This window comes from Pseudoalteromonas sp. AWH4_217, from assembly GCF_056161105.1.
This window is the reverse complement of record NZ_JBSWYM010000001.1, coordinates 44,036-61,760: the sequence shown is the minus strand read 5'-3', so window position 1 is coordinate 61,760 and position 17,725 is coordinate 44,036. Positions and strand designations below refer to the sequence as shown.

The 17,725-nt window shown below is 48.7% G+C and carries 12 protein-coding genes; 11 read left to right on the top strand and 1 reads right to left on the bottom strand.

The window, feature by feature from the left end; genetic code table 11:
• The first annotated feature begins 303 nt into the window (after nt 1-303).
• The gene (panP, locus tag ACXAH1_RS00270) at nt 304-1,932 is read left to right on the top strand and encodes a pyridoxal-dependent aspartate 1-decarboxylase PanP (RefSeq protein ID WP_475192859.1); all 1,629 of its coding nucleotides are present in this window, start codon (nt 304-306) and stop codon (nt 1,930-1,932) included.
• Nucleotides 1,933-2,078: 146 nt separating this feature from the next.
• The gene (locus ACXAH1_RS00265; protein WP_138550654.1) at nt 2,079-3,113 is read left to right on the top strand and encodes a sensor domain-containing diguanylate cyclase; all 1,035 of its coding nucleotides are present in this window, start codon (nt 2,079-2,081) and stop codon (nt 3,111-3,113) included.
• Here the strand turns inward: ACXAH1_RS00265 and ACXAH1_RS00260 are convergent.
• Nucleotides 3,110-6,538: a PAS domain-containing hybrid sensor histidine kinase/response regulator gene (locus ACXAH1_RS00260; RefSeq protein WP_475192856.1), complete on the bottom strand. Its 3,429-nt coding sequence runs from the start codon at nt 6,536-6,538 to the stop codon at nt 3,110-3,112. The two genes, ACXAH1_RS00265 and ACXAH1_RS00260, sit on opposite strands and share 4 nt — an antisense overlap.
• Nucleotides 6,539-6,904: 366 nt before the next feature.
• Here ACXAH1_RS00260 and ACXAH1_RS00255 point away from each other — a divergent pair, with 366 nt between their 5' ends.
• The 9 genes from ACXAH1_RS00255 (at nt 6,905) to phoB (ending at nt 17,680) form a co-directional block, all read left to right on the top strand.
• Entirely contained in the window at nt 6,905-7,168 is a 264-nt protein-coding gene (locus ACXAH1_RS00255) for a DUF4212 domain-containing protein (protein ID WP_010383473.1), read from the top strand.
• A gap of 11 nt (nt 7,169-7,179) precedes the next feature.
• A complete protein-coding gene (locus tag ACXAH1_RS00250) occupies nt 7,180-8,904 on the top strand; it encodes a sodium:solute symporter family protein (RefSeq protein ID WP_475193287.1) in 1,725 nt (574 codons plus the stop codon).
• 86 nt (nt 8,905-8,990) lie between these two features.
• On the top strand, nt 8,991-10,829 hold the full coding sequence (locus ACXAH1_RS00245; protein WP_475192854.1) for a DUF294 nucleotidyltransferase-like domain-containing protein: 1,839 nt from the start codon (nt 8,991-8,993) through the stop codon (nt 10,827-10,829).
• On the top strand, nt 10,826-11,443 hold the full coding sequence (locus ACXAH1_RS00240; RefSeq protein ID WP_253046875.1) for a 3'-5' exonuclease: 618 nt from the start codon (nt 10,826-10,828) through the stop codon (nt 11,441-11,443). Before ACXAH1_RS00245 ends, ACXAH1_RS00240 begins: the two co-directional genes overlap by 4 nt.
• 157 nt (nt 11,444-11,600) lie before the next feature.
• The gene (gene epd, locus ACXAH1_RS00235; protein ID WP_253046878.1) at nt 11,601-12,614 is read left to right on the top strand and encodes an erythrose-4-phosphate dehydrogenase; all 1,014 of its coding nucleotides are present in this window, start codon (nt 11,601-11,603) and stop codon (nt 12,612-12,614) included.
• A gap of 31 nt (nt 12,615-12,645) precedes the next feature.
• Entirely contained in the window at nt 12,646-13,824 is a 1,179-nt protein-coding gene (locus ACXAH1_RS00230; RefSeq protein WP_253046880.1) for a phosphoglycerate kinase, read from the top strand.
• Between the two features lie 198 nt (nt 13,825-14,022).
• Nucleotides 14,023-15,087, top strand: coding sequence for a class II fructose-bisphosphate aldolase (fba, locus tag ACXAH1_RS00225; RefSeq protein ID WP_054014697.1), 1,065 nt, complete (start codon nt 14,023-14,025; stop codon nt 15,085-15,087).
• A gap of 499 nt (nt 15,088-15,586) precedes the next feature.
• Complete coding sequence (locus ACXAH1_RS00220; protein ID WP_475192850.1) at nt 15,587-16,528, top strand: porin; 942 nt, start codon at nt 15,587-15,589, stop codon at nt 16,526-16,528.
• A gap of 462 nt (nt 16,529-16,990) precedes the next feature.
• Nucleotides 16,991-17,680 (top strand): phosphate regulon transcriptional regulator PhoB, encoded by a 690-nt coding sequence (phoB, locus tag ACXAH1_RS00215; protein ID WP_010383464.1) that lies wholly within the window; start codon nt 16,991-16,993, stop codon nt 17,678-17,680.
• The last annotated feature ends 45 nt before the right edge of the window (nt 17,681-17,725 follow it).

Below are 17,725 nucleotides of genomic sequence, written 5' to 3'. Positions count from 1 at the left end.
GTTTGAGTCTTCAAGTCTGATGGCGTGGATTGTTCCTAATACTATCCATTTCTCGCATTGCTGACAAAATATTTAACGAATTTGCGCTAGTTTTGAACCCTAATCCTTACATGAGTCGTACTAAAGGGTTGGGTTGACTCTCTTTACTGTGTCATCAGAGGTTCATCAAAATATCAAGCAGAGTTCATTTTTTTTGACAGCATTGCAGACTTTCCCATCGCTTTACAGTAAAGTTAGTCATTTCGTATCAACTTGGCAAGGTAACTCCCGACATCAGTTACCCACGCATGATTAGGTATTAAAATGGGTCCAAAGCGTTGTGCAGTCGCTTCTGAAGAAAGCTTAATGCGTATCTTTACCGTTCCAGAAGCACCCAGCTCCACGTTAAGTGTGATAGAGCAGGAAATTTCCAGTAATCTGGCTGGCTTTCTGAATGAAAACATCGCCGCAATCGAAAAGCCATTGCACGAGATAGAGAAAGACTTTCAGTCGGCAATGATCCCGGAAGAACCGATGTTTGTGTCTGATTATGCTCAGGATATTATGGAGCAATTGGTCGCGCATTCTGTTCATACCGCGTCGCCAAGTTTTATTGGCCATATGACATCCGCATTGCCACACTTTGTTCTGCCGCTGTCTAAACTGATGGTGGGGCTTAACCAAAACCTGGTAAAAATAGAAACTTCAAAGGCTTTCACGCCATTGGAGCGCCAGGTGCTGGGCATGATGCACCATCTGGCCTATGGTGAAAATGACGGTTTTTATGAAAAGTGGATGCACAGTGCTAAGACAGCTCTGGGGGCATTTTGCTCTGGCGGCACCATTGCCAATATTACGGCTCTGTGGATTGCCCGTAACCGTTTGCTGGGCCCGGATGGCAACTTTAAAGGTCTTGCCAGCGAAGGGATCATGGCTGCGATGCTGCATTATGGCTATAAAGGCCTGGCAGTGTTGGTGTCTGAGCGTGGTCATTACTCATTGGGTAAAGCCGCGGATGTACTGGGCATTGGCCGCAGTAATTTTATTGCCGTCAAAACCGATGACAATAACAAAGTGGATGTTAATGCGATGCGTGTTAAAGCGCAGGAGCTAGCTGAAAAAGGCATCAAAGTAATGGCGATTGTCGGGGTCGCGGGTACTACAGAAACGGGTAACATAGATCCGCTGCCAGAAATGGCGGCGCTCAGTCAGGAGCTTGGCTGTCATTTTCATGTTGATGCTGCCTGGGGTGGTGCCACCTTACTGTCTGCTAATTACCGCCATTTACTTAACGGTATTGAGCAGGCTGATTCCATCACGATAGATGCGCATAAACAAATGTACGTGCCTATGGGCGCCGGCATAGTGTTGTTTAAAGACCCCACAGCAACAGACGTGATTGAACATCATGCTGAATATATCCTGCGTAAGGGCTCAAAAGATTTGGGCAGTCATACACTCGAAGGCAGTCGGCCAGGTATGGCGATGCTGGTGCATGCCTGTTTACGTGTTATCGGACGCAAAGGCTATGAGATGCTGATCGATAAAGGGATCGAAAAAGCGCGGTACTTTGCAGAGCTGATCCGTGAAGAAGAAGATTTTGAATTGGTGTCGGACCCTGAGCTATGTTTGCTGACCTATCGCTATGTACCAAAGCAGATCCGCCAGGCAATTGAGCGTGCAGACGAGCAAGAGCGCATCGACATTTATGCCGCGTTAAACCGCTTTACCGCCAGTATGCAGAAGCGTCAGCGCGAATCGGGGCGTTCGTTTGTTTCCCGTACCCGCTTAACGCCGCCTCAGTATCAACATCAGCCCACCGTAGTATTCCGAGTGGTACTGGCGAACCCTTTGACCTCAAAACAGATGTTAAAAGAGATTTTGGCAGAGCAAAAGGGGCTGGCGCAGAGTGACCCGGTATTTAAAAAATATCTTGCAAAATACATGGCCTAGTTCAGTCATCCGGTCTTGATGCATACGCTCTGGGCAAGAAAACAATGCATTTTGTCGCAGGCGAGATATTATTAGAGTATAACAACGGTATGGCATCGCAATAAGACGATGCCCTAACTCATCAGCTTTGCGACTTGGTAGTACCTTTGAATCGATTAACTCAGAGCACGCAAAAATTGCGGCGGATCAGCTCGCAAGAGGTCGATGTTTCCGGCGAACATCAGAGCTTTTTGCGAGATATCATTTTTGAGGCAAAATCCTTGCTTCAGGTCGATCGTGTGTCGGTGTGGTTGTTTGACGACATGCATCAGCCGACCAAGTTACTCAATTACGCCAATACTGACTGGCAGGCGGTGCCGCAGCAGTTGCCAGTGTTGACGATTGAAGATTTCCCTACTTATTTTGCAACCATTATCAGCGGCCAGTCTATTGCTGCTGAGGATGCATGCACCGATCCACGTACCTGCGAATTTACCGATATCTACCTCAAACCTCACAACATAGCGACTATGCTGGATACGGCTATTTTTAAAAATGGCATTGCACTGGGAGTGGTGTGCTGTGAAGGGCTTGCTGATGTGCGTCAGTGGCAGGAGTGGGAAGTGACCATCACGGAAATGGTTGCTGATTGCTGTAGCCGTCGTTTGTTGGTACATGAGTTATATCAGATGCAGCAAAAGCTCACCAAAATGGCGTTTCAGGACATGCTGACGGGTCTGAACAACCGTCGTTTCCTGATGGAGCATGCCAAGCGTGAGATGAGCCGTCATCAGCGCACGGAGCGGCCGATGAGCTTGATCATGATGGACCTGGACAGATTTAAACGCATCAATGACGACTTTGGCCATGATGCCGGCGATAAAGTGCTGCAAAAGTTTGCCCAGTGTTGCCTGGATGTGGTGCGCGTGGAAGACTGTTTTTGTCGCTTAGGCGGTGAAGAATTTGTGGTCTTGCTGCCAGAAACCTCGGTCAGCGATGCGCATATGGTGGCCAACCGGCTATGCACGGCCGTCCGGGACATGGAAGTGCGCCAGGAAAACATGTTGATCCATGTCACCGCCAGCTTTGGGGTCGCTGAGGTAAACCCCAGTATGCCGTTCAGTCATGCCCTTAAAATGGCTGATCAGGCGGTGTATCGTGCCAAGGCCAATGGCCGCGATCAGATCCAGCTTGCCTATTAACTGCCATGACTAAGTAGCGCCTTGAGCTTAGCGGGTTTCAGCGGTTTACTCAGGTAGTGGATCTGAGCCTGTTTGGCTTGTAGCTTTAAACTGTCATCGCGGACCGCAGTAATGAGAACGGCCGGGATCCTTGTATCCCAGCACTGCCTTAAATCTTGGATTAGGCTGACGCCATTTTCATCATTATCGAGCTGATAATCCATCAGGATAAAATCCGGTGCCGGATTGTCTAAAGCATATTCCCGGGCTTTGGTTGCCCTGTCAAACATCTGATACCCAAATTGCCACTTATCCAGCAAACTGGCCATGGCGGCCAGGTTTTTGGGGTCGTCATCCACCACAACCAGATTAAGTTGTGTCTTACTGGTAGTCTTTTGTTCCACGCTGCCAGCTTTTTGCTGGAGCTGCTGATAATCTCCCAATGGCACTTCTACGCTGAAGCGACTGCCTTTGCCCGGAATTGAATGCATTTCCAGGGGCATGCTAAGCAGCTCGCACAGCCGCTTTACAACGCCCAGTCCCAGCCCCACGCCTTTATTGTCGCCACTTTGAATGCGGTAAAAGTCGTTAAATATTTTCTGTTGTTCGTGTTCGGTGATACCCGGACCTGTATCCCAGACCTCAATGCGAACACTGTGGCTGCGGCGGCGACAAGCTAGCAGAACGCGACCATGCTCAGTATATTTGACGGCATTGGACACCAGATTCTGCACGATACGGCGAAGATAGGTAATATCGCTGTGGATCACCTGGTGGCTGGTTCTAACATGCAGCGCCAGACCTTTTTCCTGACACAAAATGGCATATTCACTGGCCAGGGGCGACATGATCTCATCGATGTCAAAATGACGAGGTGTGGGTTTCATCGCGCCCTGTTCCAGTTTAGCAATGTCCAGTAGCGCGGACATCAGATGAACGGTCGAATCCAAGCTGGCACCCAGCTTTTCCAGATTACTGCGGTCGTTACCTTCCAGCTTCTCCTCATTAATCGCAGCCAGGTAAAGGCGAGCGGCATTCAGCGGTTGTAAAATATCGTGGCTGGCCAGCGCCAAAAATCGGGTCTTACTGTCATTGGCGCGCTCAGCCTCTTTTTTCGCGGCAACCAGGGCTTGCTCCGTCTCCTCCCGGCTGGCAATCTGGGCTTTAAGATCCTGGTTTATCAGACGGATCTCTTGTGTTCTTGCCTCAATGCGGTTCTCGAGATCCATGTTGATCTCTTCCAGTGCGTTCTGCGTGTCGATGTGGCTGGTGATGTCAGAGAAACTGGTGACAAAGCCACCTTCTGGCAGCGGGTTACCCGTCATTTCGAACACTTGCCCGTTACTGCGATGTCGAATGAAATGGTGCGATGTGCCATTTTTCAAATGCTGTACACGTTTTTCGACCAGTTTCTCAAGCTCTCCCGGGCCACATTCGCCGCGTTCAGCGTTAAAGCGGATCACTTCCTCAATACTCTGGCCTACTTGTAAAAAACCATCCGGGTATTCAAACATTTCATGATAACGACGGTTCCAGGCAACCAGGTTGAGGTCTTTATCCACCACTGAAATTCCGTGGCTGAGATTTTCCAGTGAGGTGAAAAGCAGGTTCTGGTTGAACTGCAATGCCTGGGTAGTCTCATCGAAAAAGTTGACCACTTCTTCAAAAGCTAGTTGTTTACCTGAGGAAACGGCATGGATCAACGCACGGGCAGAAGAAGCCCCTAGCACGCCAGTGAGTGCACGCTCACAAAAGGCAATAAAATCCGCGCTCGGATAGGCATTGCTGTCTTCAATATCGTGATTGATGGCATAGTGGCTAAGTAACTGCTGACTGCGCTGGATCCCTAAAAAGGTTTGCAGTAGCACGGTAAAGTCATACACCGTCGCTTTGACGTCTTTGTTGAGGCGTTTGGCGGCGCTGGCCTGTTCCCAGGGGCTGACAAAGGCAGCCGCCTGAATTTTATCTATCAGACGCTCATATGCACCCAACGAGAAGCTGATATAACAGCTGATATTAGCCAGTAGCGCCAGTAAGGTGCCGCGGGTGATGATGGTCTGACGGGTTTCAAAGTCCAGGCTGCTGCCGGCTTCTATCACCGGAAACATCAGGAATAACATCCAGCATAAAAAGCCCGCCAGCAGACCGGCATAGACGCCATAAGCATGACCTTTGCGCCAGTATAGTCCGCCGACAATGGCCGGAAGTAACTGAGTCACCAGAGAAAAAGCCACCAGGCCCATGTTTGCCAGGGCTTCACCATGGCCAAACCACTGCTGATAGAGGAACGCCAGGACCAAAATGGCGGCAATGATAAAGCGTCGGATCAGCAGGATACGGGTTTTATAGTTGCTGGTCAGGCGGTTCTTTTTAAACTTACGCTTTAGCAGCAGGGGCAGCACGACATCGTTAGAGAGCATGGTACTGAGTGTGAGTGTTGCCACCACTATCATGGCTGTGGCGGCGGATAACCCCCCGATAAACACAAAGGTGGTGATCAGCGGATGGCCCTGCATCATGGGCAGTGCCAGTACAAAGCTATCCGCTGCCACGGCCTGACCAATATTAGGATGAATGGCAGCGCTTGCGATGGGCAGTATCATTGCCGCTATCAGGATGAGGTACAATGGGAATGCCCAGCGTGCGGTACGCAGATGACGACTATCCTGATTGTCGACCACAGTCACATGGAATTGTCGGGGTAGGCAGATGATGGCGGCGGCGGCCATCAGTGTCTGGCCGATAAAGTTGAAATTGGAAAAATCAAACCCCTGCCAGTGTGCAAACAACGTCATATCGGCGCTGTTTTGTGACAGTAAAGCCTGTATGGCTATGACGGCAACGGCCATCAGTGCCAGCAATTTAATCAAGGATTCAAATGCGACGGCGAGCATCAATCCGGAGCGATATTCGGTCACATCGACTTTGCGGGTACCAAAAAAGATGGCAAACAGTGCCATCAGCAAAGTCCCGGTCATGGCCAGCATACCCCCTGAGATCGGGGTACCCTGTTGCAGCAACAAAAAGCTGCTGCTCAGGGCTTTGAGTTGCAGTGCAATATAGGGAATAGTGGCCAGCAACGCTATCATGGTCACCATAACAGCGGTAGTCTGACGCTTACCGTAGCGTGCTGAAATAAAGTCGGCAATAGTGGTGATGTTCTGCTTTTTACTGACCAGGATCAGCTTGCGCAAAAAGCCCTGACCAAACATAAAAAGCAGGGCCGGACCAAGCAAAATGGGCAGATAGTGCCAGCTGCTGGTTGCGGCGGTTCCTACTGAGCCATAATAGGTCCAGGAGGTACAATAGATACCGAGGGCTAAGGCGTAAACAAAAGGATGGTGACTGATCCGTGTTGCAGCCGGCGTGGTTTTATCTCCCCAGTTGGCCAGCCAGAATAGTAAGCCGATATAGGCGATGGCAACGAGGATCAAGGCAGCCGTCATAGTGAACCCTTGTGTTAATGCTTGTTATTGTCTTTATGCCTTTAAAGTAGCATCACTTGCGGATAATCCAAAGTGACATAATCACCTGATTTTAAAAAATTATTCGATTTTTATTGAGTTAATTAGACTAATGTCTTATCTCCTGCATACGTGTCCCTGAATTTGCTAACCCTGCCATGTAAATTCCCTAACTAATTGAATTTAAGGTTTTTAATGGTTGTTGAAATTATTTTATTCAGCAGTTTACGTAAACGTAACCTTGCCGTTACGACTAAGGTCTCAATTTCATCTTGACGGGCCATTGCTACAGTCAAAAGGTCATTAACACCAGCACATCGGCGACAGGTGTGTGAAAGGGGACTTATCATGGCTTTTAAAAGTGAAGAACAAGCAAAAGCATATTGGTCAGAGAATCTAGCCTTAATGTTTAAGCTATTAGTAGTGTGGTTTGTGGTGTCTTTTGGATGCGGCATTCTGCTGGTTGATGTACTCAACGAGGTCCGGTTCTTCGGATTTAAATTGGGTTTTTGGTTTTCGCAGCAGGGCGCAATTTATACCTTCGTTGCTTTGATTTTTGTCTATGTATTCAAAATGGATGCACTGGACAAAAAATACGGCGTGGATGAATAAGGAGCGCTATGATGGATGTTCAAACTCTCACCTTTATAATTGTTGGGCTCAGTTTTGCCCTCTACATCGGCATTGCCATCTGGGCCCGTGCCGGTTCAACCAATGAATTCTATGTTGCCGGCGGCGGTGTACCGCCTGTGGCCAACGGCATGGCAACGGCCGCGGACTGGATGAGTGCTGCGTCGTTCATCTCTATGGCGGGGATCATCTCATTTGCCGGTTATGATGGCGGCGTTTATCTGATGGGCTGGACCGGTGGTTACGTACTGCTGGCATTGTGCCTGGCGCCTTATCTGCGCAAGTTTGGCAAATTCACTGTGCCCGATTTTATCGGCGATCGGTATTATTCACAGGTGGCACGGGTTGTGGCCATTCTGTGTGCAATCTTTATCTGCTTTACTTACATCGCAGGACAAATGCGTGGTGTTGGCGTAGTGTTCTCCCGCTTCCTCGAAGTTGACATCGAAACCGGTGTGTATATCGGTATGGTGATCGTCTTCTTCTACGCCGTACTCGGTGGTATGAAAGGCATTACCTACACGCAGGTTGCACAATACTGTGTGCTGGTTTTCGCTTACCTAGTACCGGCTATCTTCATCTCCTTGATGATGACGGGTCACTTACTGCCGCAAACCGGCTTTGGTGGCACCCTGGCGGATGGTTCCGGAACCTACTTGCTGGATAAACTCGACGGGCTCAGTACCGAACTCGGCTTTGCGCAATACACCGAAGGCTCCAAGAGCATGATTGACGTGTTTGCTATCACAGCGGCGCTGATGGTCGGTACGGCTGGTCTGCCACATGTTATCGTACGTTTCTTCACCGTACCCAGAGTAAAAGACACTCGTATTTCTGCGGCCTGGACCTTAGTCTTTATCGCCATTGTATACACCACAGCACCGGCTGTTGCATCATTTGCCCGCGTGAATATGATTGATACGATCAATGGTAAAGATGGCAGTGGTACGGCGTATGCCGAGGCGCCACAGTGGGTGAAAAACTGGGAAAGAACGGGTCTTATCGTATTCAATGATAAGAATGGCGATGGCAAAATGTTCTACTCAGCAGGTAAGATTGACGACCCGGCGAGCCGCAATGAAGTGAAAATTGACCGTGACATCATGGTACTGGCGAACCCGGAAATTGCCGACTTACCAGCCTGGGTGATTGCACTGGTCGCGGCAGGTGGTATCGCAGCGGCACTGTCGACCACAGCGGGTCTGCTATTAGTTATCTCGACCTCGGTCTCTCATGATTTACTCAAACGCACCCTCAAACCGGATATCAGTGATAAGCAAGAACTCCTGGCGGCACGTTTGTCGGCGATGGTGGCCATTGCAATCTCTGCCTACTTTGGTATTAACCCGCCCGGATTCGTGGCGTCGGTGGTGGCCTTTGCCTTTGGTCTGGCGGCGGCAAGCTTCTTCCCGGCGATCATTATGGGGATCTTCTCCAAACGTATGAATAAAGAGGGCGCCATCAGCGGTATGGTATGTGGTATCGGTTTCACTGCGGCTTACATTATCTACTTTAAGTTTGTCAGCCCGGAACTGAATACGCCTGCGAACTGGTTGTTTGGTATTTCGCCTGAAGGGATTGGCATTATTGGTATGTTAGTGAACTTTGGTATTGCTGCTATAGTGATGAAACTGACGGCCGAGACGCCACTTGAAGTGAAGCAAATGGTCGATGGGATCCGTAATCCGAAGGGCTCTTCTGCAGCACACGCGCATTAATACTCACAGTGATACTTTCTGATAGCGAAGAAACCAACTACTTCATGGCGAAAGCTGTGGAGTAGTTGTTATTTTTGGGAGGGATTATGACGGCTCATGTTCAGGATGTGCTGACCTTTGTGCAGCAGCAGGCGCCATTTGGTCAGTTGGCCGACAGCGCGACGGAGTACTTCGTTGATCATCTGGAAATCATTTATGTCAGCGCGCAGAATCAGGCGCAATGGTTCAAAAGCGAATTACCTCAGCTGTATCTGGTACGCTCTGGTCATTTCGATCTGCGCGCCGAGAACGCTGAGCTGATCACCCGATTAGCCGAAGGGGACTATTTTGGCTACCCTTCGTTGTTGACGGGTGAGCCGATCAGCAATCAACTGGAAGTGGTTCAAGCCGGGCTGGTGTATGTGTTGCCACAAGCTGCGTTTGATTTTCTGCGCCGAGAGTACAAACCTTTTGAGCAGTATTTTGTGCGTGCCCACGCCAAACGCTTGTTATCCAATCACTATAAAGAGTCGACGACGAGCTGGTCGGAGCGTCCGGTCAGTGAGCTGATGAGCAGGGCGGCGGTAACATTGGAGCCGCAGGCCAGTATTCAGGATGCGGCCAAAGTCATGAAGAAACATCGGGTTTCTTCGATCATGGTGACGCAGAACAAGCAGCTCGTGGGGGTTGTGACTGACCGCGATTTACGGAACCGGGTGCTGGCAGAAGGGGTCGAACCAGCTAGGGCGATCCGTGAGATCATGACGGTCAAACCTAAATATATTTTTGAGAACAACCGCATCTTTTCGGCACTTCACCTGATGCTAAAACATAATATTCATCACCTGCCGGTGCTCAATGAAGATCGCACCCCTATGGGTATGATCACCAGTACCGATCTTTTACGCCAGCAAAAAAGCGATCCGGTACAGTTAATTGGGCGGATCTATAAAGCACGCAGCTACGGTGAAGTGAAGCAGCTGGCGAAGGAGATCCCGGATCTGTTGAGTGAGTTTGCCAATAAGATCGAAGATATTTCTTTGATAGGACAGCTACTCAGTGGGCTAAGTGATGCTTTGACAGGGCGTTTGATCGACTTATACCAGCAGCAGCATGGTACTGCACCCACCCCGTTTGCCTGGATCTGTTTTGGCTCTCAGGCTCGTGAAGAGCAAACCCTGCATTCCGATCAGGACAATGGCCTGTTGCTGCCCGAGGGCGTTACCGACGAGCAAAGAGCATATTTTGCGCAGCTCGGATCGTTTGTATGTCAACAGCTGGATGAATGCGGGATCCGTACTTGTCCGGGAAATATCATGGCGAGTAATCCGGCGTGTCGGGGCACACTCAGTGAATGGTGCGAGCGATTCACAACCTGGATCCATGCGCCGACACCCCATGCCATGCTCAATTGTAAAATCTACTTTGACCTGCGATTTATCACGGGCTCTGATCTGCTATTCGGACAATTCCTGCATCATCTCAACGACATCCCAAAAAACCAGCTGTTTTATGCCGCCATGGCCGCTGATATCAATGTGAATACTGTCCCGATTGGCTTGTTTCATCAGTTTAAACTTCAGCAAGACAAGTATAAGCATAAATATCTGGATCTGAAAAAGCGTGGTGTTGTGATCATCAACGATATTGTCCGTCTTTACGCGTTGCAAGCTGGGATCAGCAAAGCCAATACATTACAGCGCTTAAAGGCGCTGAAAGGACACAAGCTACTCAGTGATGAAGACATTGCCAATTTGCAGGACTGCTGGCGATTTTTGACTCAGCTGCGTTTGCGCACTCAGATTGATCGAGAAGGTTTACCTGAAAACTGCATCAACCCCGGCCATCTGGGATCACTGGAGCGGCATCAACTCAAAGAGGCCTTCCAATTGGTCAAACAAGCCCAGCAGGCGTGTGCGTTTAAATTTGCCAGGGGCAGCTTGTGAACTGGTTATCACGGTTGCGAAACTGGCATACCTATCGCCAATTGAGGTTTACAGAAGCCGATTTGGTGGTGCTGGATCTTGAATTAACCGGTCTGGATCCTAAACGTGATGAGATTGTCTCGGCTGCCTGGGTGGAGATCCGACAAGGCCGGGTTATATTGAACTCAGCGCGGCACGTGCTGAACAAGGAGGTACATCAGTTGGGACAAAGTCCGGTGATCCATGGTGTCGATGAACAAGCACTGCAGCAGGGTGATACGTTACGAGCTTTATTGCAGCAACTGGGCAGCTTGCTTGAACAGCGTATTTTGGTCTGTCATAACGCTTTGCTCGATTGGGGGTTCATCAAGCGGGCGTTTGTACATCACGACATTGAGACGCGGCCAAAGCTAATCCTGGATACCATGCAGATAGAGCGGGATCGATTGCTCAGACAAGGACAAACGCTTACGGCAGATTGTTTAACCCTGTCCGCCTGTCGTCAGCGTTATGGGTTACCACACGCTTCTGAGCATCATGCACTGAGCGATGCGCTGAGTACGGCTGAGCTGTTATTGGCACAGAATAGTCAATTTGGCGGAGCGCATGGCGCGTTGGTTAGACAACTGACATAATTATTTTTGCATATCTCTTACACATTTTTGCCTGGTCGATTACAATAGCGCCATCTTAATACGGAAGACTTGGGATTTTTATTCGTGTGCCGCGCATCAAAGTCGGAGTGCCACGCAATTGCCCCAATTTTTCACAACGAGGTGGATCTTCAATTTAATGACTATCAAACTGGCAATAAATGGTTTTGGTCGTATTGGTCGCAACATAGTGCGGGCTTTGTATGAATCTGGTCGCCAGCGAGACATTCAAATCGTCGCGATAAATGAACTTGCCGATCCGCAAGGTATTGCCCATTTGCTCAAATACGATACTTCGCATGGGCGTTTTTCTTTCCCTGTTCATCTTGACGCACCTTACCTGACAGTCGGCGACGATAAAATCCAGCTGTTTAGCGAAGCAGATCCTAGTCATTTGCCCTGGCATGCCCTCGATGTCGACGTTGTTTTAGAGTGCACCGGTGTATTCCATTCACGTTTTCATGCTCAGTCACATTTGCGTGCAGGCGCAAAGAAAGTGCTGTTTTCTCATCCCGCCGACGCAGATGTTGATGCAACCATAGTGTATGGGATCAATGATAAAGAGCTTCTCCCTGAGCACACCATTGTATCTAATGGCTCTTGTACAACTAACTGTATTGTCCCTGTCATAAATGTGTTGGATGATGCTTTTGGTATAGGCTCCGGCACCATTACGACGATCCATGCATCAATGCATGATCAACAGGTGATCGATGCATATCATCCGGATCTTCGTCGTACCCGTGCGGCAAGCCAGTCTATTATTCCTGTGGATACAAAGCTGGCGAGGGGGATCGAGCGGATCCTGCCAAAATTTCATGGGTGTTTCGAAGCGATCGCCGTTCGGGTGCCAACCATTAATGTCACCGCGATGGATCTGAGTGTTACGCTAAACAGTGATGTGACTATTGAGCAGGTGAATAATGCATTACAACAGGCCGCAAGAGGTCCGTTGCAAGGGATACTGGACTACACTGAGGAGCCGTTGGTCTCGGTGGATTTTAATCATGATCCACATTCCAGTATCATAGATGGTACCCAAACACGCGTCAGCCAGAAGCGGTTGGCGAAATTGTTGGTGTGGTGCGACAACGAGTGGGGGTTTGCAAACCGTATGCTCGATACCGCAGCAGCAATGACACAAGTTAATTAAAAACCAAGTATCGTTCTTGAAGGAGATGTCAATGTCAGTCATTAAGATGGCGGATTTAGATTTAAACGGCAAACGCGTTCTGATCCGTGAAGATCTTAACGTACCGGTGAAAGAAGGCAAGGTTACATCAGATGCCCGCATCAGAGCGTCTTTACCTACCATCAAACTAGCCCTTGAAAAAGGTGCCAAGGTCATGGTGATGTCTCACCTGGGTCGCCCAACGGAAGGGGAATACGATGCGCAGTATTCAATGCAGCCCGTCGTAGATTACTTAAACGATGCGCTTGAGCAAAACGTGCGCCTGGTAGATAACTATCTGGATGGCGTAGATATCGCAGATAACGAAGTTGTGGTATTCGAAAACGTGCGCTTCAATGTGGGTGAGAAAAAGAATGATGAAGCCCTGTCGAAAAAGCTGGCAGCGTTGTGTGACGTCTATGTAATGGATGCATTTGGTACCGCACACCGTGCACAGGCATCGACACATGGTGTTGGTTTATTTGCCGAAGTGGCTTGTGCAGGCCCGTTACTGGCCGCTGAACTCGATGCATTGGGCAAGGCTCTTGATAATCCGGCACGTCCTTTGGTTGCTATCGTTGGTGGTTCTAAAGTGTCGACTAAGCTGACGGTACTGGATTCATTGTCAAAAGTGGTTGATCAGTTGGTCACCGGTGGTGGTATTGCGAATACCTTTATTGCCGCGGCAGGCAACCCTGTTGGTAAATCTCTGTACGAACCAGACCTGATTGCCGAAGCGAATAAGCTCAGCGAAGCGGCGCGTGCAAATGACGGTGATATTCCCGTTCCCACTGATGTGGTTGTTGGTGACGAGTTTTCTGAATCTGCTGTGGCCGAGATCAAAGATGTGGCGGAAGTACGCGACACAGATATGATCTTTGATATTGGTCCGGAGACTGCCAATACTCTGGCTAAAATCATTGCAAACGCGGGTACTGTGGTCTGGAATGGTCCGGTAGGCGTGTTCGAGTTTGATCAGTTTGGCAATGGTACTGAAGCGATTGCAAACGCAATTGCTAAGTCTGGCGCTTTCTCAATCGCTGGTGGTGGTGACACATTAGCTGCTATCGATAAGTATGGCGTAGCCGATGAAATTTCCTATATCTCGACCGGTGGTGGTGCGTTTTTAGAGTTCCTTGAGGGGAAAAAACTGCCAGCAGTCGCTATGCTTGAACAAAGAGCGAAAGCTTAATCAGGCAAATTGCTGTGGCCTTTGCCACAGCATCAGGTTTTCGGGCCGATGTACTGGTCCGGTTTTGGGACTCTCTCACAATTAACTCCCGAAACAAATTGAGTGTGTAGCACTTAACATCTATCCCGTTCAAATCGATGAGTATGAATGCTGAATCGACAATATCAGCTTCACTCATCAACAATTGGAGAAAGCACAATGGCTTTAATCAGTATGCGTCAATTGCTGGATCATGCCGCAGAGCATGGTTACGGCGTTCCTGCCTTTAACGTAAATAACCAAGAGCAAATGCGCGCTATCATGGAAGCGGCAGACAAAACCAACAGTCCGGTAATTGTTCAGGGTTCGGCAGGTGCGCGTAAGTACGCAGGGGCACCGTTTATTCGCCATATGATTTTGGCCGCAGTAGAAGAATGGCCACATATTCCGGTTGTTATGCACCAGGACCACGGTACGTCTCCGGGTGTGTGTCAGCGCTCAATCCAGCTTGGCTTTTCATCTGTCATGATGGACGGTTCTTTGCTGGAAGATGGCAAAACCCCTTCAAGTTATGAGTACAACGTTGATGTAACACGCCGCACGGTTGATATGGCACACGCATGTGGTGTATCAGTAGAAGGTGAGCTGGGTGTACTGGGCTCACTGGAAACCGGTGAAGCAGGTGAGGAAGATGGTATTGGTGCGGTTGGTAAGCTCACGCATGATCAACTATTGACAGACCCAGAAGAAGCTGCTGACTTTGTTAAGAAAACGGGTGTTGACGCACTGGCTATTGCCTGTGGTACATCGCACGGAGCGTACAAGTTCACACGTCCACCAACAGGTGACATTCTGGCAATCAACCGCATCAAAGAGATTCATGCCCGTATCCCGAATACACACCTGGTAATGCACGGTTCCTCATCGGTTCCTCAGGAGTGGCTGGCAGTGATCAACGAGTTTGGCGGTGAGATCCCGGAAACTTATGGTGTGCCTGTTGAGCAGATCGTCGAAGGCATTAAGCACGGCGTACGCAAGGTAAATATTGATACTGATTTACGTTTGGCTGCAACCGGGGCAATCCGTCGTCACCTGGCGCATAACCCGAGCAACTTTGATCCTCGTAAGTACTTAGCGGAAGCAACAAAAGCCATGACAGAAATTTGTGTTGCACGTTACGAAGCATTTGGTACAGCAGGCCAGGCCGGTCGTATCCAGCCTATCTCACTAGATGATATGCATCTGAAGTACCTGTCTGGCGAGCTGGCTCCTCAGATCAAATAAATACTAACTATTTAAATTTGGTTAGTAGCAAATGCCGCAGCTCTTTGGACTGCGGCATTTTTGTATCTGCAGTTTGGAGCACTCAAGTCGTGTCATCCACTTCACGGCGTAACAATGTCGTTTTATGATCATGCTGGGATCAAGATTATACCTAGTTGTCAGTGTTGGGATCAGATCTTGACTAAGTTGGAGTCTAATCTGGATCCTGAGATCGAGATCTTACTAAGTGACGTCTGGGATCTGCGTTTATCTGGCACTGGAACAGATCTAAAATCAATAAGTTAGTAGGTTTGCCTGTTCGGATCCGTCAATTTAGTTGGTAAAAAAATGATCCAAAGAGGATCCGCTTGGTATAAATTTGATCTCAGGCAATCCAGCTTAGAAAAACTCTGATCCGACGGTTCGTCACTTGATCTCTGAACTGGAGCGTCTAGCTTTAAAGGATACTCTATTTTGCTCACATTCTTTTCATTGGGGTCATAGTATGAAGAAATGCTATATGGCTGCCCTTATAGGCTGCTCGGCGCTAATAGTTTGTGCCCAAACACAAGCTGAAGAACTCAAAGTATACGGACGCGCACATTTGGGTGTGGAAAACAGTGACACTGGCAGTGGATCAGACACTTCGGTAGAAAGCTATGCCTCCAGAATGGGGATCAAAGGGAGTGCAGATATAGACACTGGGATCTCCGCCTTTTATAAGCTGGAGTTTCAGGTAGAAATGTCTGAAAACGACAACGATGGTAAATCAGAAGAGAACATCACGGCACGTTCGCAGTATGTTGGGGTAAAAGGCCGATTTGGGCAGCTCTTACTAGGCCGGGATGATACGCCAATGAAGAAATCTCAGGGCAAAGTTGACCTGATGAATGATTTCAGTGCGGATATTAAAAGCTTCTTTGTGGGCGAAAATCGCCTCGGGGATACCTTGCAATATACGACACCATCGCTTAATCATTTGCAATTCACTGTCAGCTATATTGCAGAAGACAACAGTAAGCAAAATGGCGAAAGCGGACTGTCCATGGCGGCAAGCTACGGCGATAGTAAGCTAAAGAAAACCGCCATTTATGCCAGTGTAGCTCGGGATGAAGAAGTTGCAGGTCAGGACATTACCCGTGTCACGGTTCAGGGCAAAGTGGCTAAAGTTACTTTGGGGGCCAGCTATCAGCAAAGCGAGGCGATTGGTAGTAACGAGACCGTAGACAGTTATATGGCCAGTGCAGCGCTCAAGCTTGATAATGGCTACAAGTTGCTGGCGCAGTACCAAAATTCCGATGGCGCCTCGGGCAAGCTTAAAGATTCCGGTGATGCTGCGTCTATCGGCGTTGAGAAGAGCCTGTCTAAGCAAGCCAGGATGTATTTGTGGTATACCAAGATAGACCTGGACAACAGCTCTGATCAGGATCATATGGCGTTGACGCTGCGTTACGACTTTTAGAGTCTCTTGCTGGCTCTGTATTTAATGAGGCGGAGCCAAAAAGCGGTACCAAGCGCCATGTTCTGCTGCGTCGGTGCGTGGCACTATGGTCACAATGATAAGGCTGGTACCGGGTCAATGAGTTGTATTTAGTGGCCTTTATACTGACAAGGTCCCGCCGTAATGTAAACGAACTTAAATGGCCTGTATGTTATGCCTTACGCAACTTTTACAGCGGCAGATTTGTACATGTCGATACAGTTTGTATGAAACAAACCTGCCTAAACAAGCATTTAAATTGTTTATTGTCTGATTTGAAGTGTAATTGCAACGAAACTTACGCTTTTTCAGTGTCATAGCTTTATGAAGGGTTGGCCCTATTTTTTTCCCAATTGTCATCTTTTATCACTTGGTATTTCATAAAACTGTCATACTTAGTCATAATAATGAAACCCACTTCGGTAACGTAAGAGATAAATGGGAATGTCACGTAAAGTACTGGTAGTTGATGACGAAGCGCCGATCAGAGAAATGTTGGTGTTTGTGTTGGAACAAAATGGTTTTCAGGCCATTGAGGCTGAAGACTATGATTCTGCAATTGCAGCTATGGTTGAGCCTTATCCTGATATGGTGTTATTGGACTGGATGTTGCCAGGTGGCAGTGGCATTCAGATCGCCAAAAAGTTTAAACAAAGTGAATACACCAGACAAATTCCTATTATCATGCTAACAGCACGTGGTGAGGAAGAAGATAAGGTCAAAGGATTGGAAGTGGGTGCGGACGACTACGTTACTAAACCTTTCTCTCCAAAAGAATTAATGGCACGGATCAAAGCGGTGATGCGTCGTGTATCGCCAACGTCACTGGAAGAAGCTATTGAAGTACATGGCTTACGCCTTGACCCAATTTCACACCGAGTGACCTCTGCCGGCAACGAGCTGGAAATGGGGCCGACGGAATTCAGATTACTTCATTTCTTTATGACACACCCAGAGCGTGTATACAGCCGTGAGCAGCTGTTGGATCATGTTTGGGGCACCAATGTGTATGTTGAAGATCGCACGGTAGACGTTCACATCCGTCGTCTGCGCAAAGCGATTGCACCACTGGGTCACGATCGCTTGGTACAAACAGTACGTGGTGCGGGTTATCGCTTCTCAAGTAAGCTGTAAAGCATCCGGCGCTATGGTAGGCTAGCCATGGCGCATTCTCTTTAG